21 protein-coding genes and 1 pseudogene are annotated in these 26224 nt (G+C 47.6%); 10 read left to right on the top strand and 12 right to left on the bottom strand.

The annotated features are described in order from the left end of the window. Positions 1–575 precede the first annotated feature (575 nt). Positions 576–1583 carry a phenylacetate--CoA ligase family protein gene (locus OP864_RS00800; RefSeq protein ID WP_270099428.1) on the bottom strand — a complete coding sequence of 336 codons (1008 nt, stop codon included), beginning with the start codon at positions 1581–1583 and terminating at the stop codon, positions 576–578. Positions 1584–1601: 18 nt separating this feature from the next. On the opposite strand from OP864_RS00800, the gene OP864_RS00805 reads away from it, so the two are divergent. The 4 genes from OP864_RS00805 to OP864_RS00820 all read left to right on the top strand — a co-directional run bounded on the left by OP864_RS00805 (position 1602) and on the right by OP864_RS00820 (position 7856). Then, positions 1602–2066 (top strand): hypothetical protein, encoded by a 465-nt coding sequence (locus OP864_RS00805; protein ID WP_270099429.1) that lies wholly within the window; start codon positions 1602–1604, stop codon positions 2064–2066. Positions 2067–2075: 9 nt separating this feature from the next. Further along, the gene (locus OP864_RS00810; protein ID WP_270099430.1) at positions 2076–2561 is read left to right on the top strand and encodes a hypothetical protein; all 486 of its coding nucleotides are present in this window, start codon (positions 2076–2078) and stop codon (positions 2559–2561) included. A gap of 192 nt (positions 2562–2753) precedes the next feature. After that, the gene (locus tag OP864_RS00815) at positions 2754–5018 is read left to right on the top strand and encodes a hypothetical protein (RefSeq protein WP_270099431.1); all 2265 of its coding nucleotides are present in this window, start codon (positions 2754–2756) and stop codon (positions 5016–5018) included. 357 nt (positions 5019–5375) lie between these two features. Then, positions 5376–7856: a patatin-like phospholipase family protein gene (locus OP864_RS00820; RefSeq protein ID WP_270099432.1), complete on the top strand. Its 2481-nt coding sequence runs from the start codon at positions 5376–5378 to the stop codon at positions 7854–7856. A 222-nt stretch (positions 7857–8078) separates the two neighbouring features. Here OP864_RS00820 and OP864_RS00825 read toward each other — a convergent pair whose 3' ends face one another. Then, on the bottom strand, positions 8079–9362 hold the full coding sequence (locus OP864_RS00825) for a leucine-rich repeat domain-containing protein (RefSeq protein WP_270099433.1): 1284 nt from the start codon (positions 9360–9362) through the stop codon (positions 8079–8081). A gap of 418 nt (positions 9363–9780) precedes the next feature. Between OP864_RS00825 and OP864_RS00830 the strand changes: the two genes are divergently transcribed. Further along, positions 9781–11079: an aminopeptidase P N-terminal domain-containing protein gene (locus OP864_RS00830; protein ID WP_270099434.1), complete on the top strand. Its 1299-nt coding sequence runs from the start codon at positions 9781–9783 to the stop codon at positions 11077–11079. A 278-nt stretch (positions 11080–11357) separates the two neighbouring features. Here the strand turns inward: OP864_RS00830 and OP864_RS00835 are convergent, their stop codons facing one another. The 5 genes and pseudogenes from OP864_RS00835 to OP864_RS00860 form a co-directional block, all read right to left on the bottom strand. Beyond that, entirely contained in the window at positions 11358–12176 is an 819-nt protein-coding gene (locus tag OP864_RS00835) for a restriction endonuclease (protein WP_270099435.1), read from the bottom strand. 85 nt (positions 12177–12261) lie between these two features. Then, positions 12262–13122: a hypothetical protein gene (locus tag OP864_RS00840; protein ID WP_270099436.1), complete on the bottom strand. Its 861-nt coding sequence runs from the start codon at positions 13120–13122 to the stop codon at positions 12262–12264. Between the two features lie 214 nt (positions 13123–13336). After that, positions 13337–14404, bottom strand: coding sequence for a sensor histidine kinase (locus OP864_RS00845; protein WP_270099437.1), 1068 nt, complete (start codon positions 14402–14404; stop codon positions 13337–13339). A gap of 76 nt (positions 14405–14480) precedes the next feature. Then, positions 14481–15172, bottom strand: a pseudogene (locus OP864_RS00850) (response regulator transcription factor). Positions 15173–15280: 108 nt separating this feature from the next. After that, positions 15281–16633, bottom strand: coding sequence for a methyltransferase RsmF C-terminal domain-like protein (locus OP864_RS00860; protein ID WP_270099440.1), 1353 nt, complete (start codon positions 16631–16633; stop codon positions 15281–15283). Between the two features lie 219 nt (positions 16634–16852). Between OP864_RS00860 and OP864_RS00865 the strand changes: the two genes are divergently transcribed. From OP864_RS00865 to OP864_RS00875, 3 genes are all read left to right on the top strand, one after another. Beyond that, positions 16853–17308, top strand: a complete 456-nt coding sequence (locus OP864_RS00865; protein WP_270099441.1) for a hypothetical protein — start codon at positions 16853–16855, stop codon at positions 17306–17308. Positions 17309–17507: 199 nt separating this feature from the next. Next, positions 17508–18032, top strand: a complete 525-nt coding sequence (locus OP864_RS00870) for a KdsC family phosphatase (RefSeq protein WP_014373240.1) — start codon at positions 17508–17510, stop codon at positions 18030–18032. Continuing rightward, the gene (locus OP864_RS00875) at positions 18002–18892 is read left to right on the top strand and encodes a UbiA family prenyltransferase (RefSeq protein ID WP_270099442.1); all 891 of its coding nucleotides are present in this window, start codon (positions 18002–18004) and stop codon (positions 18890–18892) included. The genes OP864_RS00870 and OP864_RS00875 overlap by 31 nt, the downstream gene beginning before the upstream one ends. A gap of 53 nt (positions 18893–18945) precedes the next feature. Here the strand turns inward: OP864_RS00875 and OP864_RS00880 are convergent, their stop codons facing one another. The 5 genes from OP864_RS00880 to OP864_RS00900 form a co-directional block, all read right to left on the bottom strand. Continuing rightward, the gene (locus OP864_RS00880) at positions 18946–19617 is read right to left on the bottom strand and encodes an NUMOD4 domain-containing protein (protein ID WP_270099443.1); all 672 of its coding nucleotides are present in this window, start codon (positions 19615–19617) and stop codon (positions 18946–18948) included. A gap of 191 nt (positions 19618–19808) precedes the next feature. After that, the gene (locus OP864_RS00885; RefSeq protein WP_014373243.1) at positions 19809–20666 is read right to left on the bottom strand and encodes a ChaN family lipoprotein; all 858 of its coding nucleotides are present in this window, start codon (positions 20664–20666) and stop codon (positions 19809–19811) included. Between the two features lie 189 nt (positions 20667–20855). Continuing rightward, complete coding sequence (locus tag OP864_RS00890; RefSeq protein ID WP_270099444.1) at positions 20856–21851, bottom strand: PorP/SprF family type IX secretion system membrane protein; 996 nt, start codon at positions 21849–21851, stop codon at positions 20856–20858. A gap of 289 nt (positions 21852–22140) precedes the next feature. Beyond that, complete coding sequence (locus tag OP864_RS00895) at positions 22141–22332, bottom strand: hypothetical protein (protein ID WP_014373245.1); 192 nt, start codon at positions 22330–22332, stop codon at positions 22141–22143. 322 nt (positions 22333–22654) lie between these two features. Then, positions 22655–22783 (bottom strand): hypothetical protein, encoded by a 129-nt coding sequence (locus OP864_RS00900; protein ID WP_270099445.1) that lies wholly within the window; start codon positions 22781–22783, stop codon positions 22655–22657. Positions 22784–23051: 268 nt separating this feature from the next. On the opposite strand from OP864_RS00900, the gene rlmN reads away from it, so the two are divergent. Together rlmN and OP864_RS00910 are read left to right on the top strand one after the other, a co-directional pair. Then, a complete protein-coding gene (rlmN, locus tag OP864_RS00905) occupies positions 23052–24098 on the top strand; it encodes a dual-specificity RNA methyltransferase RlmN (RefSeq protein ID WP_270099446.1) in 1047 nt (348 codons plus the stop codon). Between the two features lie 1349 nt (positions 24099–25447). Further along, entirely contained in the window at positions 25448–26218 is a 771-nt protein-coding gene (locus tag OP864_RS00910) for a superoxide dismutase (RefSeq protein ID WP_270099447.1), read from the top strand. Positions 26219–26224 lie beyond the last annotated feature (6 nt).

The following is a 26224-nucleotide window of genomic DNA, read 5'->3' on the forward strand; positions in this document are numbered from 1 at the left end:
GGCTAGGTCCGAGAGTAAGCTGGCTGGGTCTGAGAGCTAAATAAGACCATTTTTTATTTTGTTGCCTCAATATAATTTTTAACAACTGCTTAACAATTTGGCCAATCATCGCCTAGGGACAAGCCCCTAGGCTAATCCAATGGATTCAGCCCTCTGCGAGGGCCTCAACTATTGATCATCTTGCTCGCCGCAGGAGCTTAAAAGCCCCTGCTTCCAGGATAGAAGGCAGGGGCTTAGGTTTTCAGGACCTGCGGCTTTTAAGCTGCAGGCCAAGGGGCAATAAAGAGCTAGCTGATTGGATCCTAATCTGGCTGCGGCTTTTAAGCCGCAGCTATGGCCGAAGGCCAAACGGCCTAGCGATGTGCAGCAGTGGCGCGCAGCGCCAGACCAAGGAGCCGAAGGCGACGCAGGGCCGAGCGAACAGCGAGCTGCGAAACGTAGCGCCCGCCGTAGGCGGGAGGCCCCAAAACCTCAGCGAGCTGCGACAACAAGCCCTTTAGGGCGTCTTCGACGACCGAAGGGAGTAAACGTAGCGCAGCAAGGCGAAGCCGCAGCTGAGGCCCCAAAACATCCTCCTAGAGTTCTACCAGCAGATTACAGCCTCTAAGGTCCGACTGATCGAGGCGGCCCAAGACCTCAAAGCGCCCATCGGCATATTTTCGGCCTAGGTCGTCGGTAGCAATGAAGGCACAGCTATCCAGATTGGCGAGGTCCACAATATTGATGGCCCCATTGCGCTGCGGCTCCCTATATATATGTAGAGGGTCGCTATGCTCACGGATATAAATGCCCATTTGGGCGGGGGGACTAAAAATGCCCTGCCCCAGAGAATAGGCCTGCGATAGAAGTTCGGTCATGCCATATTCCGAATGAATCTGCTCAACGCCAAAGGCCTGGCCCAAAATAGCATGCAGCTCCTCTCGCAAAATCTCCTTGCGGCGGCCCTTCATGCCCCCAGTTTCTAGCAGAATATCTTGAGGGCCTAAAGGAAAGCCCCCAGCCTCGGCAAAATCGAGCAGGGCAAAGCTCACGCCCCAAAGCAAAACCTTTTCGTCGGCAGCCTTGGCCGCTTGCATCTGCCTGCGCAGCTCCTCTATATTATAGAGGTAAAAGCCGCTGCCCCTCTTGGCCTGCTTCAAAAAATGTTCGATCATATAGATTAGGGAAGAGCCCTGCCGCTCCAAGTAAGAGGGCAAAAGGGCCAAAATGCGGTAATCCGAGAGGGGGCCATATTGTGCTTCAAAACAGCGGACCGACTGCTCTTCATAACGGCTTAGTTCTCGAACAAAGTGCTGGCTGCGCTGCTGCCCCGTGGTCCCACTGCTACTAAATACTTCTTCTTCGGCCCAATCCCCTGCCGCAATCCGCTGCGTTTTAAACAAAGAGATGGGCAAAAAGGGAATATCCTCTAATTGCTTTACGTTTTGGGGCTTTCGGCCCAAAAGATCTACCCATTGTTGATAGATCAAATTATGTGTATATTGATAGCGAAAAACCGCCAGGGCTATTTCGGGCAAATCAGGGGCCTGCATCTGCCCAATTGCGGTCCATAACTCCTCTCGCCAAGCATCGGCTGAACTCATAACTATTTCCTATTTTTTATGAAAGGATTTCTATTGCTTATCGCCTTACTGGCCCTGTTTACGGCCTGCCAAAAGAACGACAACCTGCCTTCGGTGCCAAAAATAGAATTTCTAGGCTTTTCTAAAGAGAGTTTAGTTCAAAATGGCCAAGATTCTATACTAGTTCGTTTTGCCTACCAAGATTTGGAAGGAGATTTGGGCTATGAATCAGGCGACAATATTTTTATCTACGACCCCAGAACGGGCCAACGGCTGGCTAGCTATCAGTTTCCGCTAGACCCCAACTCGCCGCAAACGCAGGAGGGCGAGCTGCAACTGATTGTCTACTCGGCTTGTTGTATCTACCAGGATACGGTCCCCAACTGCGGGCCACATCCTAGCGTCTTTAATGAAGACTTTTCTTATGAACTGCAATTGATCGATCAGGCGGGTCAAGCGAGTAATCGCCTGCTTTGTCCCCCCATTCGTTTGCTTTGCCAATAAACTAGCATTATGAATAAATCTGTTTTTGCGCTCTTTAGCCTTGGGCTTTTGCTCAGTCTATTTTGGGCCTGCGAGCCGGCCCCCATTTTTCCAGAAGAACCTCAGATTAGCTGGAACCGTTTTTCGGTAGACACCCTACAACAATTTACTGGGCAGATGAAGCTCATCGTCAACTTTACCGATGGCGATGGCGACATTGGGAAATCGGGTAATGATACTACCTACAACATGATTATCATTGACAATCGGACCCAAGACAGCATCTACTACGTCATGCCTTATGTTCCGCAACAAGGGGTGGCCAATGGCATTTCTGGAGAGGTGGAAGTGGATATTAGCACAGTTTGCTGCATGGTTCCGGGCTTTCCTGTGCTTTATAGCAACATTCCCAATGTCTACGACTCGCTAAGCTATACCATTATGATCCGAGACCGAGCGGGTAATTGGAGCAATGAGATCGAGTCAGACCCCTTATATATTCGTTGTTTTGAATAATATTTTGGGGCCCGCGGCCGGCTAGGCTTTGCCTAGCTCGGCCGCCGCTATGCTACGGGGCTCACAGGCCTGTTCGGCCCTGCAGGCAGGCTTCGCCTGCCTTTGGTCTGGCCTTCGGCCACCCACTCCGCAGCGCTGGGCCAAGCCCGCCGCCAAGGCCACTACTACTCATTATATACATAAAACTATCCCATGCGTTATTTTCTAACCCTATTGTGTTTATTTGGGCTCTATCAGCGGCCCCAGCTCTGTTATTTTGATGATGGAGACTATCATTTTCGCTTTTTCGAGCCCAGAGTATCCACTGATTTGGGCGTTCGTTATTTACTAGACTATGAGCCCAGACTTTGGCGGGGCCGCAATGAAAGCTTCAATCATAACCTAAGCGATTGGCAGCAGCAAATTGGCCAAGAAGTTAGGATTACCGATTTAGAGCAGCTCATCTATCAAACCCCAGTAGAGACCATTTATAAGTATGGCCGAGACCGCAGGAGTTTGGAGCTAGCCGCTGCGGGCAACTCTGTTTTGCAAGCTTGGCAAAAGGACCGACAGCTCAAAAAAGAGATGGCCGACTACCTTTGCTTTGCCAAAGAGGCCGCCTTACATACGGGACAAAAAACCTATAGCTGGGACCTAGAGGAGAAAGAGCGCAAAAAGCAAACTCGCCTATTGACTACTGGCGAAGAGGCGGCAGATAATGCTCGTCTAGACTTTATTCGTCAGCGCTATGGCTTTCAGCTTGTTCGTTTGGCCTTTTATACCTTAGGACCAAAAAGCTGCGCCGAATACTTTGATCGTTATTTTGCCCAAGGACCAAAAAACTACATCTACTACCGCGCCCTAGAATATAAGGCCGGAGGCGAAGAGGGGGCCAAGGCCAGCCATGGCTTTGCGGCTGTTTTTACGCATTGTGCCGACCGCCGGGCCTCTAGTCTCAACAGCTTTGCGCAAAAGCTGGCCGCCAATTGGGAGGAAGGCTTGGCCCTTTGCGAAAGCGAAGAAGAAAAAGCGGCCTTTTATAGCATGCGGGCCTTGGTTCATGGGGGTAATATTAGCAAAGAGCTAGAGCGTGTACTCAAGATCAACCCCAACAGTCCCTTAGCCGAGCTGCTTTTGGCCCGTCTATTTGAGCATCTGGAGGGCAAAGCCTTTAAGTATGGCTACAATGAATACAAGAACTACCCAGAAATGCAGGCCCAGCACCGCCAAGAGCTAGCGAGCTTAGAAAAGCAATTGGCGCAGCAATTGGCCCAACCCAACTTAGACCGTCCACAGCTTTGGCAATTGGCCATGGCCTATGTACAGCTCTTTGGGGGCAACTTTGATGAGGCCATGCGTTTGACCAGCAAAGAAAACTATAGCGACCAAATGCAAGCCGAGGCTGCCCGCATTCATTTTGTGGCCCAACTGGCTAGTTTGGAAACCTTAGACATGGGCGCTGCTGCGCAGCTCTGGAAAGAACTAGAGCGCAACCCCTTCTTTAAGGACCAATATCAGTTGAAGCAATTTACCCAAGAAGTCTTTGCTGGAAAATTCTACAAACAAGGCGATTATGCTCGGGCCTTTTTGGTGCAAAACCCTTTGCGAGCCGCCAAGGACCAGCTCAGTGCGCCTTTGCTCCGCAGCTTTGAGCAGTTTGTGAACAAGGCCCGTTGGTCCAACTACTTTGACAACTACTTGCTAGAAAAGCGCATTGGGGAAAATGCTGTAGACCAGATTAAGGAGATGCGTGGCGTTTATCATTTGCAGCGCTTTGAATTGGACAAGGCCATTTCGGCCCTGAGTAGTTGTAGTAAAGCCTTTCAGGCCAGCAGCCCTAGCTTTAACTCTAGTTACTTGGATAAGTCTATTTTTAGCAGCAAGATAAATCCTGCGGCCTACTATTTTGATATTGAGCAGCAGAACATCTATCGGATGTATGAGGACCATGCTTTTTTAGCTCAGGACTACAATTTGCTCAGCTTTGCAAAGACGCTCAAAAAGCTGAAGGAAAAAGCCGAGAGCGACATTCCTCAGCGGGGAGAGTATGCCTATATTTTGGCCCAGGCCCTCTACAATATTGGTCCAGCGGGCTGGCATCGTCCGGCCATTTATTACAGTAGTGATAATGGGGGGCATTCGGCCTGGTACGACTTCGGCAAAGAGGAGAAGCTAGCCAAAAGCTTTGCGGGAGCGAGTTGGGAGCGGCAGCGTTATTATAATCCCGACCTAGCCATTAAGTATGTAGAAATTGGCTTAAAGGCGGCGGACATCAATGACGAACTTGCGGCCCAATTGAATTATTTGGGCGCGCAGATAGAGCTTAGTCGTCCGCATATTTTGGGGCATTATTGGGACTGGGAAGATAATGTCAAGAAAAGCAAACACAAAAACTACCTCAAGGCCCTTAAACAGTATAAGGGGACCAACTTTGAGCGAGAAGTTTTGAATGAATGCTATTATTATAGAGCACTTTAAGTAATTAGCGGGCTGGCTTCAGTATTGAAGCCAGCCCGCTTTTCATTTGCGTTCTACAGGGCCGCAGGCCCGCAGGCAATAGCCAAATTTAAACGCACTCACTTAAAGCAGCGCGATTAAATCTGGCTGAGGGATGGTAGGGGGTGGCCGAAGGCCAGACCAAGCTTTTGAGCGTAGCGAAAAAGCGCAGGGCCGAGCAGACCTGCGAGCCCCCGCACAGCCCGACCCAAGGCCGAAGGCCGCAGGGGCAGCCCCAAAAAAGCAAGTCGCATAGTTTAGAAAAAAATAAAATTCCTTTTTTCTGCCTGAAATGCCTACATTGAATAACAAACAAATGATCCCCTTAAAACAAGATTGATGATGTCTAAAACTCTGCGCCTAGGTTTTATTATGGGAGGTGGCGTCTCTCTGGGCAGTTTTTCTTCGGCTGCGCTCTGCGAATCGATTAAGCAGCTATTAGTTTATGCGGAATATGAGGATACTGCTGGGCAAAAGCGGCCTTATGCGCGCATTGAAATTGATGTACTCACGGGCTCTAGTGCGGGGGCCATTAGTTTGGGAATTATGCTTAGGGGGCTGGCCAGCCCTAGAGATCAATATCAGTTTTTGGGCTATAACTCCTACCCTCATTTTAGGCAAGAATTGCAGCAAGAACTGCTGGGTCAATTTGGGGAGGCCGCCTATAAAATGATGGGCGAGCAGCCTGAAAAGTTTGAGGATTTACTGGCCATTCAGGGCGTTCAGAAGCTACAAGAGCACATCTGGGCCAAGGAGGTCAACTTAGGCGAACTCTTGGCTCAGAACAAAGAAAAAGTAAAGACGCAGGCTGGTTTATTGGACCGCAGTTATATAGATGAAATGGGGCATCGCTACTTTGGTTTTCCGCAGCAGCAGCCCGTAGTCAGTCAGCGGCGGCTGTTGGCCCCAAGGGTTCTTTTTGCCTGTACCCTAAGTAATTTGCAGGCCCTCAACTTGCAAGGCAGTCAAAAGGGATCGCCTTTTGGCTCGGCCCTCAATGATGCCGAAGTCTATAAATCTCATGCAGAACTGCGTTGTTTTGACCTCAACTTTGGGGAGGTCAAAGAGGAGTTTTTCCACCACTACCCTATTCCCTGGCGGCAATTTCATTTGGGGCCAGCCTACTGCTATGAAAACAAGGGGCAACAAAAAGAAATGGGCAGTTTGCTCAATATGGCCTATTGGCAAGAGCTCTCGGCTAGTTGTATTGCCTCGGCGGCTTTTCCCTTGGCTTTTGAGCCTGTTCGCCTTCGTCGGTATCGGCATGAATTGCAGGACCGCTGGCCGGAAGCCTTGGCGGCAGAAGACAGCCATATTTTTACCTATGTAGATGGTGGAATGTTTAATAATGAGCCGATTCGAGAGGCCATGCGGCTGGGCAGTTATTTGGACCAGCTGCATAAGGGCGGGCCAGATTACGACCGCTTGATGCTTTTTGTCGATCCTATTGTAGGCGAAATTAAGGAGGATTTTCAGGAGGGCTCTACTCAGGTATTGGGGCTGCAGCGTTCTTGGTTGACTGGTCGAGCCAAATGGGGCGCGCGTTCGCCTTTGGCCCGAATTGGCGACAAATTGCCCAAGTTAGTCTCGGCCCTTTTGCATGAATCTCAGCAGGGAGAATGGCGAAAAATCAAGGCGGTGGTGGATCGTTTTGAGGAGCGCAAAAAGCTCCGACAGTATCAAAAACTACAGTATTCGGGCAAGCAGCTTCCGCCTCAAGAGCGGCAGGTCTTGCGGCAGTTTATAGAAGAAGAATTGGCCCAATTGCGTCAGGGGCTCTACCTGCCGCCGGCCTATTTGCAACTGAGCCAAGAGCTCAGCCGAATTCTAAGTGAGGAGCAAGCCTTTTTTGCCGATAAATTGCCCTGGCAAGATGCGCAGGCGCTTTGGGACAGCCTTTATGCCTATGTAGAGGAGCAAAAAATCAAGGCGGAAGAACAGGCCGCTTGGGACCTTGCGCTAAGCTTTTTGGGCCTAGATTTAGGGCTGGGCTTGCTGGCCAAAGAACAAAAGGCCAAAATTGTGGGCATTGCCCCCTTTGACTTTTACCACTCGGAAAAAGAGCCCTATGGCCTGCTTCAGCTGCCCGGTTTGGGCCTTTCGGGTTTTGCGGGCTTTGCCTCGGAGGCGGCTAGTCGCTATGAGGCCCGTTATGCGGCCTACTGCAGCTTTAGAATTTTGAGAGAACTGGGCTATAGCAGCGCCCCCGCGGATCTGATGCAGCGGCCGCCAGCCTTCTCTTTAGCACAATTTGACCAGCCCTTGCTCAATGGGGTTCGAGAGGCCTTGCTGCAGCGTTTTTCGCAGCTGGTGCCTTCAGAATATAAGCGGGCGCTGCCTTTTTTAGAGGGCTTTTTATCGGATAGTTTGGATCGTTTTATTGAGCAGAATATTGGTCCAAAACGCAAGTGCATCCATATCGAGTTGCGCCTACATTTGGCCAAGGATACCTACTGTTTGCGGGGCTATGATGAGGAGGGGCAGTTTAAGAAAAACCAGCTCAATCCTAAAAACTGGGCTGGCCGAGAATATATCATCACTAAGGTCGACTACTACCCGGAGCTTCAGACTTGGTCGGGCCCCAATTTAGGTCCCGATAATCGCCTTTGGCTAGACCGCATTCGTCTCTTTAATGAGCAAGAATTTATGCCCTTGCCCTTGCCCGAAATTCCCGAGGGGCATCCGGCCTATCTGCGGGCCTATCCCGTTTTTGAGCTAGATTTGCGCACAGAAACTGAAATTGGCGTTGGCCGAGCCATTAGCGCCGAGGAATGGCAACTCTTGCCCGATCCCAAAAGTCTAGATACTCCAGAATATTAGGATCTTTTTTTGGGGCTGCCCCGCCCTGCGGGCGGGTCGGGCTGTGTCAGGGCTCGCAGGTCTGCTCGGCCCTTCGCAAAAAATGCTGCGCATTTTTGCTCGGTCTGGCCTTCGGCCCCCCTTATCCATCCCTCAGCCGAGGCGCTACGCGCCTTTGCGGCGGCTTTGCCGCCTTGCAGAACGCAAAAGCGCCCGTTCATTAAAGAACGGGCGCTTTTTTTTCTAATACTGAATAGCCGTATAAGGCAAGAGCTCTTTTAGGGCTTGAATATCTTCTAGGGGAATTTCGGTATTATTGAGATAAAGGCCAGAAAGCTGCGGCATATTGCCTAGGCAGCTTGGCAATTCTTTAATGGGATTGCCCTGTAACTCGAGCAGGCGCAAATTGACCAATTGGTCGAGATTATTGGGAATGGTTTCTATTTTATTCTTTTGCAGAGAGAGCGTTTGCAGGGCGCTTAATTGGGCCAAATCTGCAGAAAAGGCCACAATGGCATTTTCCTCTAGATTAAGATTTTTCAAGCTCTTCAGTGTTTCAATATTTTTGGGCAGCTCTTCGAGCAGGCCCTTTTTGAGAGAAAGCCTTTGGAGATTGGGGAGTTGGGCCTGAGAAAAATCGAGGGTTTTAAATTGGCCCTCATCTAGCTCTAGTTCTTCTAGTTCGCCCAGGCGCAAAAAGAAAGAAGGCAAGTTGGCCCCTCTAGACTGACTGAGGTACAAGCGTTTTAGTTTAGGCACCTCGAAGCGTTCTTTTTCTGAGAGCTTTTCAAAATTGCAGCCCTCCCAATGTAGTTCTTCTAGGGCGGGCAGATAACAGGCCCATTCGGCTACAAAAACGGGGTGTAAAGCTTGGCAATAGCCCAAATTGAGATGCGTAATTTTTTCATTTCGGTAGAGGTCCATAGGGATTTGGTAAAGCGGATTGCCGGCCAAATCTAGATAATAGAGGGACTGTAGTTGGCCCATACTTTTGGGCAGCCGTTGGATACTATTATAGCCTAGCTGGAGCTCCTCTAATTTTTCTAATTGGCCCAGGGTTTCGGGCAAACGTTTAATTTGGTTATCTCTAAGGTCCAGCACTCTAAGTTTAGTCAATTTGCCCAAATACTTAGAAATATCTTTGATGCTATTGTAGCGCAGGCGCAGCTCTTCTAAGTTGGCGAGTTTGCCTACAATTTTTGGAATATCTGTCAGTTGATTTTTCTCCAACTGCAAGAGCTGCAAATTTTCGAGTTTGGCCACCGAGGCGGGCAACTTATGAAGATTATTATTTTGCAGATATAGGCGTTGGAGTTTATAGAGCTTACTAATTTCTTTGGGCAGATCGGTAATTCCCTGAGAGCGAAGATCTAATATATAGACAAACTCGGGGTTGGCTAGGGCCTCATCTAGATTGCGGTAAATTTGTGTTTGCTCCAGCTCTTTATCAGATAATAAATATTGTTGTGCGAAGCTGGGAAGGGCCAAAAGTAGCAGGCCCAAACAAAGACCAATAGTTTGATTCATAAAATCCTGATTAGCATTTTTTTTAATGGAAGCGACTTCCTAAAGCAGTAGGTACTAAAAAGGGGAAGGTAGGGACATGGAGCACTTAAAAGAAAGTCTTTTTTTAGGAAAAGACAAGAAGAAGACCAATAGTTTTTAAGGAAATCTAAAGGTAGTGAAGAATTTGTTAAGTGCTATGGGGGTCCTAGAGGGCCGTCAGGCCCGCAGGCCTAGCGATGTGCAGCAGTGGCCCGCAGGGCCAGACCGAGGCAGCTTTGCTGCCGCAGGGCCGAGCGAACAGCGAGCTGCGCAACGTAGCGCCGACGAGCGAAGCGAGGCGGAGGCCCCAAAAATTTCTAAAAAAAACCTAAAAGGCGGCTTGATTTGGTCCTTTAAGAGAAAAAAATTAGCTTTCGGGATTGCATTTTTAAAACACATCATGATGAAACGATACCAAGATATTCCCGCTGCGCTTTTTCAATTGAATCGGCAGCGATTTATGCAAAAAATGAAGCCCAACAGCATTGCGATTTTCCATGCGGCAGACCTATTGCCACGTAATGGGGACTGTTTTTTTCCTTTTCGGCAAGACAGCGACCTTTTTTATCTTTCTGGTTTAGATCAGGAGGAGGTCGTCTTGGTACTTTACCCCAATTGCCCCAAAGGGAAAGCATTTGAGGAGGTAATTTTTACGAAAAAGACCAGTGAATATATTAAAATTTGGGAAGGTTATAAATACAGCAAAGAGGATGCGGCCCAGACCTCTGGGGTATCTACGGTGGCTTGGTTAGAGAGTATGCCGGCCATGCTCAATGAGATGATTTTGTTGGCCGATACGATTTATGTTAATGGCAATGAGAATGATCGGGCCGCTTCGGAGGTGCCTAACCGCAACCAGCGCAAGGCCTTGGAATTGAAGCATCAGTATTCGGGGCATGAGTTTTTGCGTGCTCAGCCTATTTTGAAGGAACTGCGGATGCAGAAAACGGAGGAAGAGGTTAAATTGATGCGGGCGGCTTGTGAAATTACAAATCGGGCCTTTCGCAGAGTATTGCAAACGACTCGTCCGGGCCTAAAAGAGTATGAAGTAGAGGCCGAGATCATGCATGAATTTATTCGCTCTGGGGCTTCTGGGCATACTTATTCGCCTATTATTGCTTCGGGGCCAGCGGCTTGTATTTTGCATTATAATGACAACAATGCCATTTTGCAGGATGGCGATTTGATGTTGATGGATTTTGGGGCGGAATATGGCAATTATGCGGCTGATTTATCGCGTACGATTCCGGTAAATGGTCGGTTTACAGAGCGCCAGAAGGCGGTTTATGAGGCGGTTTTGCGGGTAAAAAATGAGGCACAGCAATTGCTTCGTCCGGGCAACAACTTGACCGATTACCATCAGGAAGTGGGGCATATTATGGAGCTAGAGCTCATTGGTTTGGGTTTGATTAGCCAAGAAGAAGTGGCCCAGCAAAACCCGGCCATGCCTGCTTATAAGAAATATTTTATGCATGGCACCTCGCATCACATTGGCTTGGATGTGCATGATTTGGCCAACCGCTATGTTGAATTTAAGGAGGGGATGGTCTTTACTTGCGAGCCCGGTATTTATATCCCTGAAGAGGGCTTGGGCGTGCGCATTGAGGATGATTTGCTCATCACGGCAAATGGGGTGGATAACCTCATGGGGCAAATTCCGATTGAGGTGGAAGAAATCGAAAGCTTGATGAATGCTTAAGCTTTTGCGCTGAATAGAGAAAGCCCGCTACAATTAAGTAGTGGGCTTTGTTGGTTTTGGGGGCTCCTCCTCGCTCCGCTCGTCGGCGCTACGGTTACTCCCTTTGGTCGTCGAACTGCGGACTAAAGTCCTTGTTGTCAGGGCTCGCTATTACTTGCTTCGCTGCGTCGGCTCCCGTTGGTCGGCTCGCTCGGCCCTGCGGCCTAACGGCCTTGGTCTGCGGCTTCGCCGCCCCCTTTCGCATCGCTAGGCTTGCGGCCCTTCAGGCCTGTAGTAGTTTATTTTTTTGACTGAATATATTTTTCAGCAAATTCATATATAGATGCCTTTGTATATCGGCTATTAGAAATAAAATTAGTTCGCCATAGTTCTATATCCTCTTTAAGAGATTCAAAATTTAACTCTAAGAAATCTTCTAACTCCCTTCTGCTTATTTCAGAATAATAGATTAAGGCTTCCTCTGTATCTTTTACCACAGGGATTTCAACTCTAATTCTAGTCAAATCATTGAAATCTCTAAAGCACCTTGCTGAAGCCTTTATTATTTTTTTATACGCGTAATATTCTGTATTAGCATGTCCTGCTCTAAATACAAGACTCCTTTTTTCATAACTAGATTTTTCTCGATCAAAGAGCGCCCAATTCTGGCTACATCTATTAAAGAACTCGTACTTTGAGAGGTCTAAGCTTTTAATATGCTTGTTAAATAAGTAATCTAATGTTATTGTTACATTTCCCATAGAGTCGAAATCTAGAATTTCAACGTTTAAATTTTTCATTGAAACTCTGTTTTTTGCAGCTTCGCTATACCCTTTATTAGTGATGATAAGACCAAAATTAGCCTTAACATCCTCTATCATCCCCAAGAATGATTCAACGATTTTCACATCTATTCTTTTAGAGAAATACTTGCAATCAACTACCCCCAAAATTTTTTCTCCGCCAAGGTTTCCTCTAATTGAAATATCAATTTGTCTATCAACTCTACTATATTTCCCAAAAATTCTATCGTCAAAAAAGAAGTCACAGTTTTTATACACCAGACTCAACTCTTGATGAATTTTCTCTTCATATAGCTTCCATAGCTTCGCACTCATTTTCTTTATGTTTGTTGTTCTAAAATTATCTATAAAAAAGCGCCTTCTGAACAGAAGGCGCTTTTTAGATGGCATCAAGGAAAGCTTAATCAACAAAAGCTTTTAATCCCCGCAAGCCCATATCCACTACAGATTCTGGATTATTGGGTCCTACATCCCATTTTCCATTGCCATTGAGGTCTTCCCACTCAAAGCTTTTGTTGGTCGACAGGCTCATATTGATTTCAATATCTTCGGTTTCATTGCCTGTAATGCTCAGGATTTGGTCCAATTGGCCAGTGACAATGCAGCTACCGGCCGGAATAGGCGAGCTGGCCGCCAAAGGATTGGGCACGGTGGTCCCTGCGGCCTGACCAGAAGTTAAATTAAAGGGCGTTTCAAAGGCCCAAAATCCCTGCAACTTATTGGCATTAACGGCCAAAGATTGTTGGTCCACCACCACCGTATCGATATAGGTATTATAGCCCACAAAGCTAGCCAAACGGCCAGTAAACGCCTGATTGTTATAATAGAAGGCTACCCCATAGTTTTGGTAGGCCAAAGAAAGGCGGATCCACTCATAGTCGCCCAGAGGAAATTGAGAAATAGGGACCTCCAAAAAAATATCACCAGAAGAAGTAGCTTTCCGCTGCGAGAAATCAATAGCTTGATCGCCGCCAGTAGTCACTTCTGGAGCATGATACAAAACTGCCCCATCGCCCAATTGGGTATAAGCCGAGGGAGCCAGCTCTAAATAATGGGCCGTAATTTCGTAAAAATCGGGATCTTGGCCCGCATGCCCTGCGGGCATGGCTGCAGGCTGCCCCAAATTATCTAGCCGCTCTTGGCTAGGATCTACCGAAATGCGGAAAATGACTTTGGCCTCTTCTGTTTGAGGATCGGGCGTTTCTTTTTTGCAGGCCCAAAGCAAGGGCAAAGCAGCAAATAACAAGATAAATTTGTTCATTAGCAGTTTAGTTTAAAGCATAAAGAATGGTCCAAATGGCCCAGCGCTGCGCAGGACCTTTTTTCGGTGGGTTAAAACCCACCGCAACAATGGCATCGCTCTGCGATAATTCATAAAATGAGGGTTGAAACCCTCATAGATTTAAGCCGCGCAGCATAGCGGCGGCCGACCTAGCCGAAGGCTAGCCGGCCGCGGGCCCCAAATCCTCATTATCCTAGCCCTTATATTTGGCCAAAGTAAAGCCAAAAGTGGAGCCCACGCCTAGGCGGCTGCGCACATTTATCGTCTGTTGATGCGCCTCCACAATATGCTTAACGATAGAAAGGCCCAGACCAGTGCCCCCCTCATGTCGAGAGCGGCCTTTGTCTACCCGATAAAAGCGCTCAAAAAGGCGGGGCAGATGCTCTTGGGCAATGCCCTTGCCCGTATCGGAAATCTCGATCAGGACATTTTGGTCCAAATCGTAAAAACCAATGAGGGTATGGCCTTTTGGGCGGCCATATTTGATCGAATTGGAGACCAAATTGACCAAAACCTGCCGAATCATCTCGCGGTCGGCTTGTACAATATAAGGTTTTTTGGCCGTGTCCTTGAAGCGCAAATCAATCTGCTTTTTCTCTGCGCTAATCTCCATGCTTTCCACCACCTCTTGGGCCAACTCCTGAATATCAAAAGGCTGCATTTCTAGCTCTACCGCACTAGACTCAAATTTAGAAATCTGATTGAGCTCTTGGACAATCTCTGCAATGCGCTCTACATTATCAATGGCCCGTTGTAAATACTTATCTCGGATCATTTCATCCTCCAAACCGCCATCGGCTAAGGTATACAAATAGCCCTGCATATTAAAGATAGGCGTTTTGAGTTCATGCGAAACATTATCAATAAACTCTCGGCGGTACTGCTCCATTTTTTTGAGGTAGCGAATCTCTTGGGTCCAGTCTTTGGCCCATTCGGTCACCTCTTTTTCTACTCGGTCAATAATATGATTGCGCATATCAATATTGAGCGGCTTGCTTGATTTAGGGGCCTTTAGGCTGTGAATCGACTTATAAATCAGCTTCACTTTGTTGTAGATAAACTTGCGCAAAGCCCGATGGCTAGCATAGTATCCTGTGCCCAAAAAGATCAGGAAGGCGGGCAAAAGTGCCCACCAACTAAGTAAGCTAGGCAGTAATAACTTGAGCGTAATCAAGCCAATTAAGGCCGGCAAACTGGCTTGTAGGGCCGTAAGAAAGGCCAATAATTGGGGCGTAGGATTTTTAGGCGCCAAAAATAACATAGGGTCAAAATTTAACAAAAGGCAAAAAAAGAGGAGAGTCAGCTAAGTACTCTCCTCTTTATTATTTCTTCAAAAATTAAAACTCAAACTTATAACCAATCCCCTTAATGGTCTTGATATAATACTCGCCAATCTTCTCTCGAATTTTGCGAATGTGCACGTCAATTGTTCGGTTACCAACAATGACATCATTGCCCCAAACATTCTTGAAAATCTCTTCGCGAGCAAAGACTTTTCCGGGTTTAGAGGCCAACAAACAGAGCAGTTCAAACTCTTTTTTGGCCAAGGCAATTTCTTCTTCTCCTCGAATCACCAAAACTCTTTCCTTATCAATAACGAGGTCCGCCACCCGAATTTGGTCCCCTTCTTCTTGCGGGCTATTATTATAGCGTCGCAAAAGGGCCGCAATTCGGCTGATGAGCACTCTAGGGCGAATCGGTTTGGTGATGTAGTCATCGCCTCCCACTTCAAAACCCACAATCTGCGAGTAATCCTCGCTTCGGGCCGTGAGAAAAGCAATAATGGTGTGTTCAAATTCGGGCTGGCTACGCAATTCTCGGCAAACCTCTACCCCGTCTAGCTCAGGCATCATAATATCGAGCAAAATAAGGTGAGGTTGTACTTCCTTGGCCTTTTTTCTACGGCTTCCATGCCGTTTCTGGCCGTACTCACCTGATAGCCTTCTTTGATGAGGTTGTAGGTAACGAACTCCAAAATATCGGGCTCATCATCTGCAATTAGAATTTTGTAGTCCTTTTGGTCTTTCATAACAGGCAGCTTTGTTTTGCGCAAAGTTAAGCTTTTTTAGAGAAAAGCAGGGCGACTATTCGGGCTTGTCTATAGACATTTTCTATTAAGAAATCGTAAACATTGAGATTAACGCTGTCTGAGCCGCCAATGTTTGGGGTAATAGTTATTCATTCTCCCCCCTGCCAAGCCTTTGGCCCAGCCTAAGGGCAAGCCCTGATAATGGAGTTGAAACCAAGCTTTGGGCATATTTTCTAAGGATAAAACTTCTCCTCTTAGGTAATTTAAGGCCGCTTCTTTTTCTAACTCTATGCTCGGAAAAGCAGACTTGGCCCAAGCCAAACTTTGTCCACTACTCGCCAATGGCCGATATTTTGGGCCTTTTTGCTCCAATAAGTTGGCCCCCGCCTGCAAAAGATATAAGGATTGGGCCAATTGCTCGCCCAGTTTTTTATGCGCTTTGGGAAAGGCTAAAATTTCTTCTCCTCTCGACCAAAAGTCTAGGCCCCAAGCCACATCCAGTTTTTTGGCCCAATCATCCAGCTCCTTAACGGCCTTAAAGGCTGGCTTTTTAGGCGCTTTGAGCTTTTTGGCTCGCCCCGCTTTTCTCCGAATGACCGACAAAAAGAAGCCTTCTCCAGAAACCCGACCTGGATAGGCCCGATAGCCCAAATTGCTTTCGATAAAACCCCAGTTTTCATCTAGCGCCAAACGCAATAGCTCCAAATCTTCCCGCTCGGCCAAAAGCCGCTCGATTTGCTCCTCATTTTCATGTCGGTTAAAGGTGCAAGTGCTATACACCAAAACCCCTTCCGGCGCCAAACAGCCAATAATTTGGTCCAAAATCTCATTTTGTCGACTCGCACAATGCTGCATATTGGCCAAAGACCACTCGCCTCGACTAGCCGGCAATTTTCTAAACATCCCCTCTCCAGAACAGGGCGCATCCACCAAAATAAAGTCAAAACAATGCTTTAGGTCCTTAAAATCAGCTGGGCGATTACAAGAAATCCAAACATTTGGCCGGCCCCATTTCTGTAGGTTTTCGGCCAAAATATGGGCTCTAGATTTTACCACCTCATTGGCCAATAATAAGGCATCAGCAGGCAGTTGAGCGGCCAATAAAGTCGTTTTTCCACCCGGCGCTGCCGATAAATCTAGGGCCGCCAGATTTTCTTTTTGCGGCAAATGCTGCCGAATCACCTGCGCCAACAGCATCGAAGAGGCCTCTTGCACATAATAGGCTCCCGCATGCCAAAGCGGATCTAGGGCAAAATTTGGCCGCTCCAACAAATAATAGGCATCGGCAGACCAAGGCAGGGGCTGCAACTGCTCGGCCCAAGGCAAATTGGTCCTTTTATACGGGTTTTGCCGCAGAGAAAGCGGCTTTTCCTCGGCTTCTAGCCCCGCCTGCAAATTGGCCCAATCCGCCGCAGGCAATTGCTCCTGCATCAACTGACAAAAGTCCTCTGGTAACTGCATTTCTTTTTTTTTGCAAAAAAAGCCCTTTTTTAAGGGGATCCCTAATTTTATTTATTTTTTTTGGGGCTTGCCCGCCCTGCGGGCGGGCCGGGCTGTGTCGCAGCTCGCTGTTCGCTCGGCCCTGCGCCGCCTTCGGCGGCTGGGTCTGGCCTGACGGCCACTGCTTTCCATCCCTAAGCCTGCGGCGGCTTCGCCGCCTGCACGACCAAAATCAGCATTATGAAAAAAACAATCTTCTTTCTTCTCCTTTCTATGAGTTTTTGGGCCTGCCAAACCGCAAGCGAAGAGCAGCCGGTCCAAACAGAAACGCAAGAACAAACTAAGGATCAGGCCGCAACGCCAAAAGCTACTGTTTCTGGAAAACTGGCTTATCCGGGGCATTTGCCCAAGGACCTCACCATTGTGGCCCGCAATATTGGAACAGGCGCCATGATGACCACTAGAGAATTTGACCGCTCTACCCTAGAGTATGAACTAAAATTGCCCGCAGGCCAATATGAAATTTTTTCGCTCACTCAAAGTCGCCCCGGCCAAAAGGCCTATTACTCAGAATATATGCTTTGCGGAGAAGGACCAAATTGCAAGTCGCATCGGCCAGTTATTCTAAATTTGGAAGCTGGCAAAAACTACCCACATATCTCCCCCTCCGATTGGGCCGCCTTTGACAAAAAATAGCGGGATGTTAATGACTGCCCAGCCTTCCCCGCCCCGCCCGGCGCCTATCGGCTGAGGGATGGTAGGGGGGCGGCGAAGCTGCAGACCCAAGTTTTTGAGCGCAGCGAAAAAACTGCAGGGCCGAGCGAACAGCGAGCCCCGCACAGCCCGACCCAGCCGAAGGCTGGGGCAGCCCCAAAAAATCAATAAACTACTACTTATGAGTTTTCTAAACTACTTATCTGAAATTAAGACCTTCATTTTTGATGTAGATGGCGTTTTTACGAATGGCGAACTGCTGGTGCAAGAAGATGGCCGTTTGCTGCGCAGCATGAACGTTAAAGATGGTTTTGCCTTTAAGCTGGCCCTAGAAAAAGGCTATGAGATTTTTATCATTACGGGCGGCCGTTCTGAGGGCGTTTGGCGCCGTTTTGAGGGTTTGGGCCTGCCTGCTGGCAATTATTTTGCGGGGCAGCACGACAAACTTTCTTGTATGCGAGAGCTGATTGAGGCCGAGCGCATCAATTTGGACCACTGTTTATATATGGGCGATGATTTGCCAGATTATGCGCCTATGCGCTTGGTGGCTTTGGCTTGCTGCCCAGCCGATGCCGTGCCTGAAATTCAGGCCGTTAGCCAATATGTTTCGCCTAAAAAAGGGGGCTTGGGTGCTGTGCGTGACGTCATTGAGCGAGTCTTAAAAGTGCAGGACCAATGGCCGCAGGAAAAAATTACGGAGCTCTAATAGGCGCTTTTTTTCGCCTGATTCGCTGGCCCAATCTACTCTTGTTATGGATTGGGCAAGCTTTGTTTTACCTCCTACTTTTGCGCCCCTTAGGCGAAGAAAATTGGTCCATTTATCTACTTTATGCTTTGGCAACAGTTAGTTTGGCCGCTGCAGGCTACCTCATCAACGACTATTATGATTTGGAGATAGATCGTTTGAATGAGCGGAAAGGGCCATTGGGCCAAGAAATTTCTATTTTTTGGGGCTTTGTTCATTATGCTTGGCTACAGCTCTTGCCCTTAAGTTTGGCCGCTATTTATTCTCCAAGCTTTCTTTTGCCCATTTTGCTGGGCATTAGTTTTTTGCTTTGGGCCTATTCTGCTCATCTTAAGGCTTGGCCTTTGCTAGGAAATTTATTGGTGGCGGCTTTAGTCTTGGCGAGTTTGGGCCTCTATTACCTAGAAGCCCTACCCTATTTGCGAGAAAACCGCTGGGCCAAAACCTTTTTTGAGGCCTATTTGGTATTTGCCTTTGGCAGCAATTTGGTCCGAGAAATAGCCAAAGACCGAGAAGATCTAGCAGGCGACCAAGCCAAAGGGACCTTTACCTTAGCCTATTACCTGCCTAGCTGGGCCCTTAAAAGTTTGCTCTTTTTTCTTCTTTTGGGCAGTTTGGGTACAGGAGTGGGTTTAGTTTGGCCTTATTTCGGTTTATTTTCAGGCTATTTTTGGGGTCATTTTTTGTTGCTAGCTGCGCTTTTATTTTTGCTTATTTTTGTCTTAATCCGAGCAAAAACTAAAAAAGATTGGCGCCAACTCAGTCTGTTACTCAAAATATATATGGCCTTAGGCTTAGCGGCCTTGGCTTGGTTGCCATAAAAAAAGAGCCCCTGAAAATTCAGGGGCTCTTTTGCGAAAAAGCAGGTTAAAACCTAATCTTCCTCGGCTAGGCGGCGTTGTTTTTCACTATCTAGCTGAAGTACACGCTCTTTTAAATCTTCTAGGCTAATATCCTTAGCCGCAGCCAAATCTTCTTCTGTTGGATGAACATGAGACCAGTTTAGGCCACGCTCGATACGATAGATTTGCATAGGCGTAATGGCAAAAGCCTCGGCCAACTCTCTCTTTTTGAGTTTGCTGCGTTTAGAAGCACTTTTGAGCAAGCGCACCTTAGCGGGGCTCATGCGGTAGTGACGTTCTTTGCGGCTACGGGTATCCTTATAATTAGGACTATTTTGCATGTACTCTCTCCATTCGTCATGGTTGAGCCACTTAATATTGGTCCATTTATTATTTGAACGGTCATAATCTACATGCACCGCATGATTAAACTCATCAGAGGGCTTTTCGCAGAAATGAGTAGCGATAAAGATATGTAGGGCTAACTCACCATAGGTTTTATCCGCCAAGCGAATATGCAAACGACGGAAACCACGATGATCTACAGAACCTTTCAATAAACGCTCACCAGTGGTGCGTTTATGATAGCTCTTAATGCGGCCCATATTAGAGATATAGTATTCGAAATGTAGAGTTGGGCGACCAAAATCTACTTTTTGCCAAACTTCACTGGGAAGTGTGGTCACTTTTTGACTTGCATCCATTGGACAAGGAGATTTTAAGTAAAAAAATAAGTTGTCTGAGTTAGGCACTCATTAAAGATACAAAACTTTGCTGTTCTGTAATTATCTTGGCTTAAAGATAAGGCATCTTTATTGCCTAAACAAGCATTTACTAATTTTTTTTAGTTTTTCACCTACTTTATATCTCTGATAACAGCTATTTCCCCATTTTTCTAATAAGTTTTGGTCATTCGGCTAGGGACGACAAGGATATAGTCTGCTTTTTTGTAGTGTTCTCGGTCCAATTTCGAGATATCTTCTTGTTCTACGGTAGTAATTACGGCCAGTTTAATTTCGGGTTTTTCCTCTTTAATATAATAGACGATTCCCTCATGAAAATCGGAGTGGAAGCTCCCGTTGAAGTGTAAGAACAGCTCGCCTTCATTCCAGTTAGAGAGGGTAAAATGGGCCATAGTGGCATCTTTTAGCATTTGGGCATGCGGAAAACTTTCGTCTCCGCCGGCCATATCGAGCATTTTTTGGTAGCAGCCTAGTTCCATATTGGTGGCAATGGGCAGGGGGGCAAAAAAGACCTTAGAATATTCGGGCAGATTATCGAGTTGGTCTAGGCCTTGGCGGCTCACCATAGAGGCATATCGGCGGGGGACATTGGTGCAGGCGAAGCGCAGGCCATTTTCTCTTGCAAACTCGACTAATGGTTTATAATCGGTGCGGTAATTGGGCCAAAGGCGCATTTCTTTTTCAAAATTGGAGCTACTAATGTAGCCAAAAAAGTACTCATTCATAATCACCTGATTATCGGCCTCAAACATTTCGGCCCCCATCACCAGCTCCTCTCCTCTTTGGGCGTAAAGGTCGCGGCTGAGCTCAAGTTGCAACCAGTGGCTAATTGTATTATTATGCAGTTCGCCAAAAAAGACCATATCCTGCTTGCTCAATTGCTTAAGCATTTTTTTGTACTTCAGTTTTTTGCCTTTGCTATCATAAAGTTGATAGGCTTCTTTTTCTTGGGCCATCGTTTGCCCAACAGTTAGGCTAAGTAGGAGTAGCAGACTCCAAAATGTTTTCATAGTTGGTTCTTTTTTATGTGTAAAAATTTAGCTGTTTTTTGGGGCCCGCGGCCGGCTAGCCTTCGGCTAGGGCGGCCGCCGCTATGCTACGCCGCTCGCAGGTCTGCTCGGCCCTGCGTCGCTTTGCTCCTTGGTCTGGCGCTTTGCGCCACGGCTGCGCAGCGCTGGGCCAAAATAACGCTTGGCGACCTACAAGATAGGACAATTCTTTTTGCTAGGAAATTTGGGTAGGGGCCGCCAAATATAGACAAATAAGAGTTCAAAGCCGCCTTGGCCCAAAGTTGCTGGCTGAAAATCGGAATAATTGACATCATAGCTCAGGCCCAGCTCCCAGTTATTTTGATATTGAATACCTAGGCGGGGCTGCCAGCTATCTTGGAAGCGCCAAGAGAGGCCGGTATACAGACTGAGTTCTCGGCCGGGGCGTTGGTCTAGGGCATAAAAAAAGAGCTGGCTGCTGCTCCACTCCCGATAAGGTCCTTGTTGTTGGAACTGAAGCGCTGTTTGGGCCTTCCATTTTTGGCCCCAGCCATAAGCTAATTGGATATAATGCAATTGTCGGATAGGCAGATAGCGGTCTTCTTCTCCTAAAAAGCTCTGCTTGGGTTCATGCAGATGAAAAAGGCCCAGTCCCCATTTCAGCTGCCATTTTTTGCCTTGATAATTTAGGGCCAAGCCAGCGCCCAGATCGCTAAACAAAAAGCTTTGGGCCCTAGCTAAAGCGGGTTCTTGCAGCTGCCAACTAGGGTCAAACTGATCGCCCTGAAACTGCTCATCAAAGCTAGCGACCTTATAATTGAGAAAGCGCTGGCCTGCGCCCAGATAGCCTCCTATATTCAGCGACCAATTTGCGGCTAAAGGCTGTGTTCGGGCCAAGCTCAGGCGCAAGAGCGATTGTCCTAGGCCCAAATCTCCGGCCTGATCGGCTTGGAGATAGAGGCCCCAATGAAAGCCGGCCAAGGCCTCTTTTTGCTCTAATCCCAGGCCCAAACTTTGGTAAGCCACGGGCACTGCCGACCATTGTTCTCGGAGCTGTAGATTGGCTCGGTAGCGGCCATCAAAGGCGCCTGTTTCTGCGGGCGAGGCGGTCCAGAGGCTACGGTCAAATTGGCTAAAATGCAAATCTTGGCCAGAGAGCCAAGGCCCAAGCCCCAAAAAAAATATAAATAGGTAGAACTGTTTCATGCAAAGCCATTTTAAGGAGAACAAGGGTAGAAAAGGGGGCCTTGGCCCAGCGCTGCGGAGGGGTGGCCGAAGGCCAGACCGAAGCCGCCGCAGGCGGCTGAAGGGCCGAGCAGACCTGCGAGCCCCGCAGCATAGCGGCGGCCAGCAGAGCTGGCCGCGGGCCCCAAAATACCTACTAAATATAAGAAAATCCTTGAAAAAAGGCGGATTCTGTCTGGGTCTTGGGGGCAAAAAAAAAGCCCTTGGCGGGGCCAAGAGCGACTATACTTACTTAAGAAACAGAATAATTTTAACGTTGACGGCCTTTGACGGCTTGGCTTGCCCAATGAGCATTCATTTGCCCAAAAGGCTGCTGGCGCTGCTTGCCCTGATCGAGGACCAAGGTAAGGCTTACTGCATGAGGCTGTAGAGCAGGAGCGGCCTGTGCTAGGCTGTTCGTTTTGGTGGTAATTCCTGCTTGAAGAATGCGCTGCTTGTTCATAATATTCAGCTTTTGGGTGAAATAATATTTTGTCTAAAACTTCTTTTGCATAAAATGCTACGGAAGTATAAGGGCTTAAAAGAACTTTTGCTAGTTGACTTGAGTCAAAAGCTGGGCCAGTTGCTTTATTTTTTTAGTGCTGGCCGTCAAGCTCCTTATTATTAGGCATTTAGAAAAAGGTTAAAGAAAGCTCAAAAAAGAAAGCGCCAAATTGACATATAGCCGTTTAATTTGGCTGTCAATTTGGCGCTTGCGTAGACAAAAGCTAAATATATGGAGGGTGTATATTTTGGCGATTGCCTAAGCAAGCGCCGGGGCTTACTTAATTAGCGTGCTTGCTGTTTTTCCAACTGAGGTGAATTTGGCGCATAGCGGGATAGTGGGCAAAGCATGGGCTTTGTCCGGCTAGGGCTGTGGCGGCATCCTGTATAAGGTTGGAAAAATGAAGCATAGTTAATTTTTGGGGGGTGATCCCGATAAATTACGATTGCCAAACTGCGGGGGATGGGATTCAGTTCCAAGCTAGGGAAAAGTTTTTTTTAGCTAAGCGAAAACCTAAAACACAAAAATCTATTTATCAATAACTTCTGAAAAATATTTTTTTTTCAAATAGGCTAAATGAAAACTATGGCCTTCTTATCTCTCCTCTGGAGTTAATCAGGAAAAAGCTAGTCTGCCCCAAGAATAATCCGTACCTTTGGGCCTCAAATTTAACTACAATGGGCTTACAACAAGATATTCGACTATTAGAAATGGAGGACCTACTCGCCTATTTTAAAGCGAAAGGCGCTCCCAAATTTAGAGCTAAACAAGTTTTTGAATGGCTGTGGAAAAAAGGCGCTCACAGCTTTGCCGAAATGACGAACCTCTCTAAAAAATTGCGCGAACAATTAGAGGAGGATTTCTGTATCCGCCCCATTACCCTCGATATGGAGCAGCGCTCCAATGATGGCACCATCAAAAATCGCTTTCGCCTACATGATGGCCACCTCATCGAATCGGTGCTGATTCCCGTCCCTAGCCAAAACCGCTTTACGGTCTGCATTTCTTCTCAGGTGGGTTGTAGCCTGAGCTGTAGTTTCTGCGCTACGGGCAAAATGAAGCGCCTGCGCAATCTAGATGCTCCCGAAATTTATGATCAGGTCCTTTTGGTCAACCGCCAATGCGAAGAAACTTACGGCCACCCCATTACCAATGTGGTTTATATGGGCATGGGCGAACCTCTACTCGCCTATCGGCCCGTCCTCAAAAGTGTGGAGTTGCTGACAGCTCCCTGGGCCTTGGATATGGCCCCTCGCCGCCTCACGATTAGCACGGCGGGCATTGCCAAAATGATCAAACGCCTAGCCGATGATGGCATCCGAACCAATCTGGCCCTCTCCCTGCATGCTGCCGACGATAGTAAGCGAAATGAAATTATGCCTATTAATGAGCAAAATAATCTAGAAACGCTCATCGAGGCCCTGCAATATTTCTATGAGCAGACCAAAGACAGCAAACTGACCTTTGAGTACATCGCTTTCAAGGATTTTAATGATAGCATAGAGGATGCCCAAAAATTGCTGGCCCTCTGCCAACAATTGCCCAAGGTGAAGGTCAATATTATTGAGTATAATCCCGTGGAGGGCGTCACTCTAACCAAAGCCGCTGCCGAAAAAATTGACCGCTTTTCAGAATACCTCAACCGTAGAGGGGTGCCCTGTACCGTCCGCCGCTCTAGAGGAAAAGATATTGATGCCGCCTGCGGCCAATTGGCCAATAAGTAGTTGTTTTTAACTGTATTTTGGGGCCTCCCGCAGCAAGCTGCGGGCGCTACGCTTTGGGGCTCGCAGGTCTGCTCGGCCCTGCGCAGGCTTCGCCTGCTTGGTCTGGCCTGACGGCCACCCCGCCGCATCGCTAGGCCAGTCGCTTCGCTCCTATACTGCCGCATCGGTTACTCCCTTTGGTCATCGAGCTGCTGACTAAAGTCCTTGCTGTGACCAGCTCCTTCTAAAGGCAGTTAGCTATAGGCCCATGGCAAAGCCCATGGACCCAAAAGGATCAAAACTGAAGTTTTGATCCTTTTTTTATGCGCTGTTTAAAATTTTGTGTTTCGCCTTTTTGCTGCTTTCAGACAGCGCTCTAAAGAGGATCTTTGGACAAGCTCCTTCTCTGCCACAACTACTTAGCAAACCCCTGTATATCAACCTTTCAGGCCCTTTAGGGCTGACTCCATTGGATTCGCCTAGGGGCTTGTTCCTAGGTGACTATTGGCCAAATCCTAGCCAGCTAAACGCCCAAATTTTATACAGGCAGACAACATCCTAAACCCTCCTTTTTTTAGGCCCAATTGTTAGGAATAAGTTAATTAAGGGATTCGACGAACTTATTATTTAATAGCCATGAGCTAGCTTTTTGTTAGCTCGACCTAGCCTTTTACTTGCTCGACCTAGCTTTTTACTTGCTCGACCTCTCTTTTTGCTTGCTCGACCTCCCTTTTTACTTGCTCGACCTAGCTTTTTGCTTGCTCGACCTAGCCTTCTACTTGCTCGACCTAGCCTTCTACTTGCTCGAGCTAGCCTTCTACTTGCTCGACCTCCCTTTTTGCTTGCTCGACCTCCCTTTTTGCTTGCTCGACCTCCCTTTTTGCTTGCTCGACCTAACTTTTTACTTGCTCGACCTCCCTTTTTGCTTGCTCGACCTCCCTTTTTACTTGCTCGACCTCCCTTTTTGCTTGCTCGAGCTAGCTTTTTGCTTGCTCGACCTCCCTTTTTACTTGCTTTTCAGGTCCAGCAGGCGGCGAAGCCGCCGCAGGCTGAGGGATGGGCAGCAGTGGCCGCAGGCCAGACCGAGACAGCGAAGCTGGCGAAGGGCCGAGCGAATAGCGAGCTGCGAGACAGCCCGACCCGCCCAATAATTCATGAGGGTTTTAACCCTCATTTTGTATAAGCTCGCAAAGCGATGCCGCTTTGCGCTGGGTTTCAACCCGGCGGAAGGGGCAGCCCCCAAAAAAAGAAAACTTAAAGACTTTAATTTTTCGGATATATCCTGTATAATGAGAGCAGAAAATTAAGGCCTAGAAATAAACATAGCTAGACCAAAGACATTATACATATAACCAAAACATCTCTATCTAATGATGAATAAAAGAACATTTTTGAAACGTTCGGCTACCCTAGCCTTGGGGGCCAGTTTGAGTCCTTTATTTTTGCAATCTTGCCAAGAAGAAGGGCCAAAAAAAGAGGGCGAGCCCCAAAAAGAAGAGGCCACAGGCGGTTTAGCTGAATTTGTATTGCCGGCTTTGCCCTATGCGGCCGATGCCCTTTTGCCCCATATTGATACGGAGACCATGAACATCCATCATGGCAAGCATCATGCGGGTTATGTAAAGAAATTGAATGCGGCTTTGGCGGATAATCCCTTGCAGAAAGAGGCCAATAATTTGGAGGACCTTTTGGGTCGTTTAGAAGACAAAGAGGAGCATACTGCTTTGCGCAACAATGGCGGTGGGCACTACAACCACAGCTTATTTTGGACCAATATGAGCCCAGAGGGCGGAGGAACGCCAGAGGGGGAATTTGGGCAAGCTTTGGCCCAGGCCTTTGGTTCTTTTGAGAACTTTGCCAAAGAATTTAAGGCCGCAGCTGCTAGTCGATTTGGTTCGGGCTGGGCTTGGTTGGCTGTAAATGCAAAAAAAGAGCTCTATATTTGCAGCACGCCTAATCAAGATAACCCCTTGATGGTCAAAATTGTAGAGCAGGCTGGTCAGCCTATTTTGGGTCTAGATGTTTGGGAACATGCCTACTACCTTAACTATCAGAACCAACGAAAAGCATATATTAACTCTTTTTTCAATATTATTAACTGGTCGGCAGTGAGCCAAAACTGGTCAAACATCGTTAAATAAGAGAGA

The organism is Saprospira grandis (assembly GCF_027594745.1).
Taxonomy (GTDB): Bacteria; Bacteroidota; Bacteroidia; order Chitinophagales; family Saprospiraceae; genus Saprospira; species Saprospira grandis.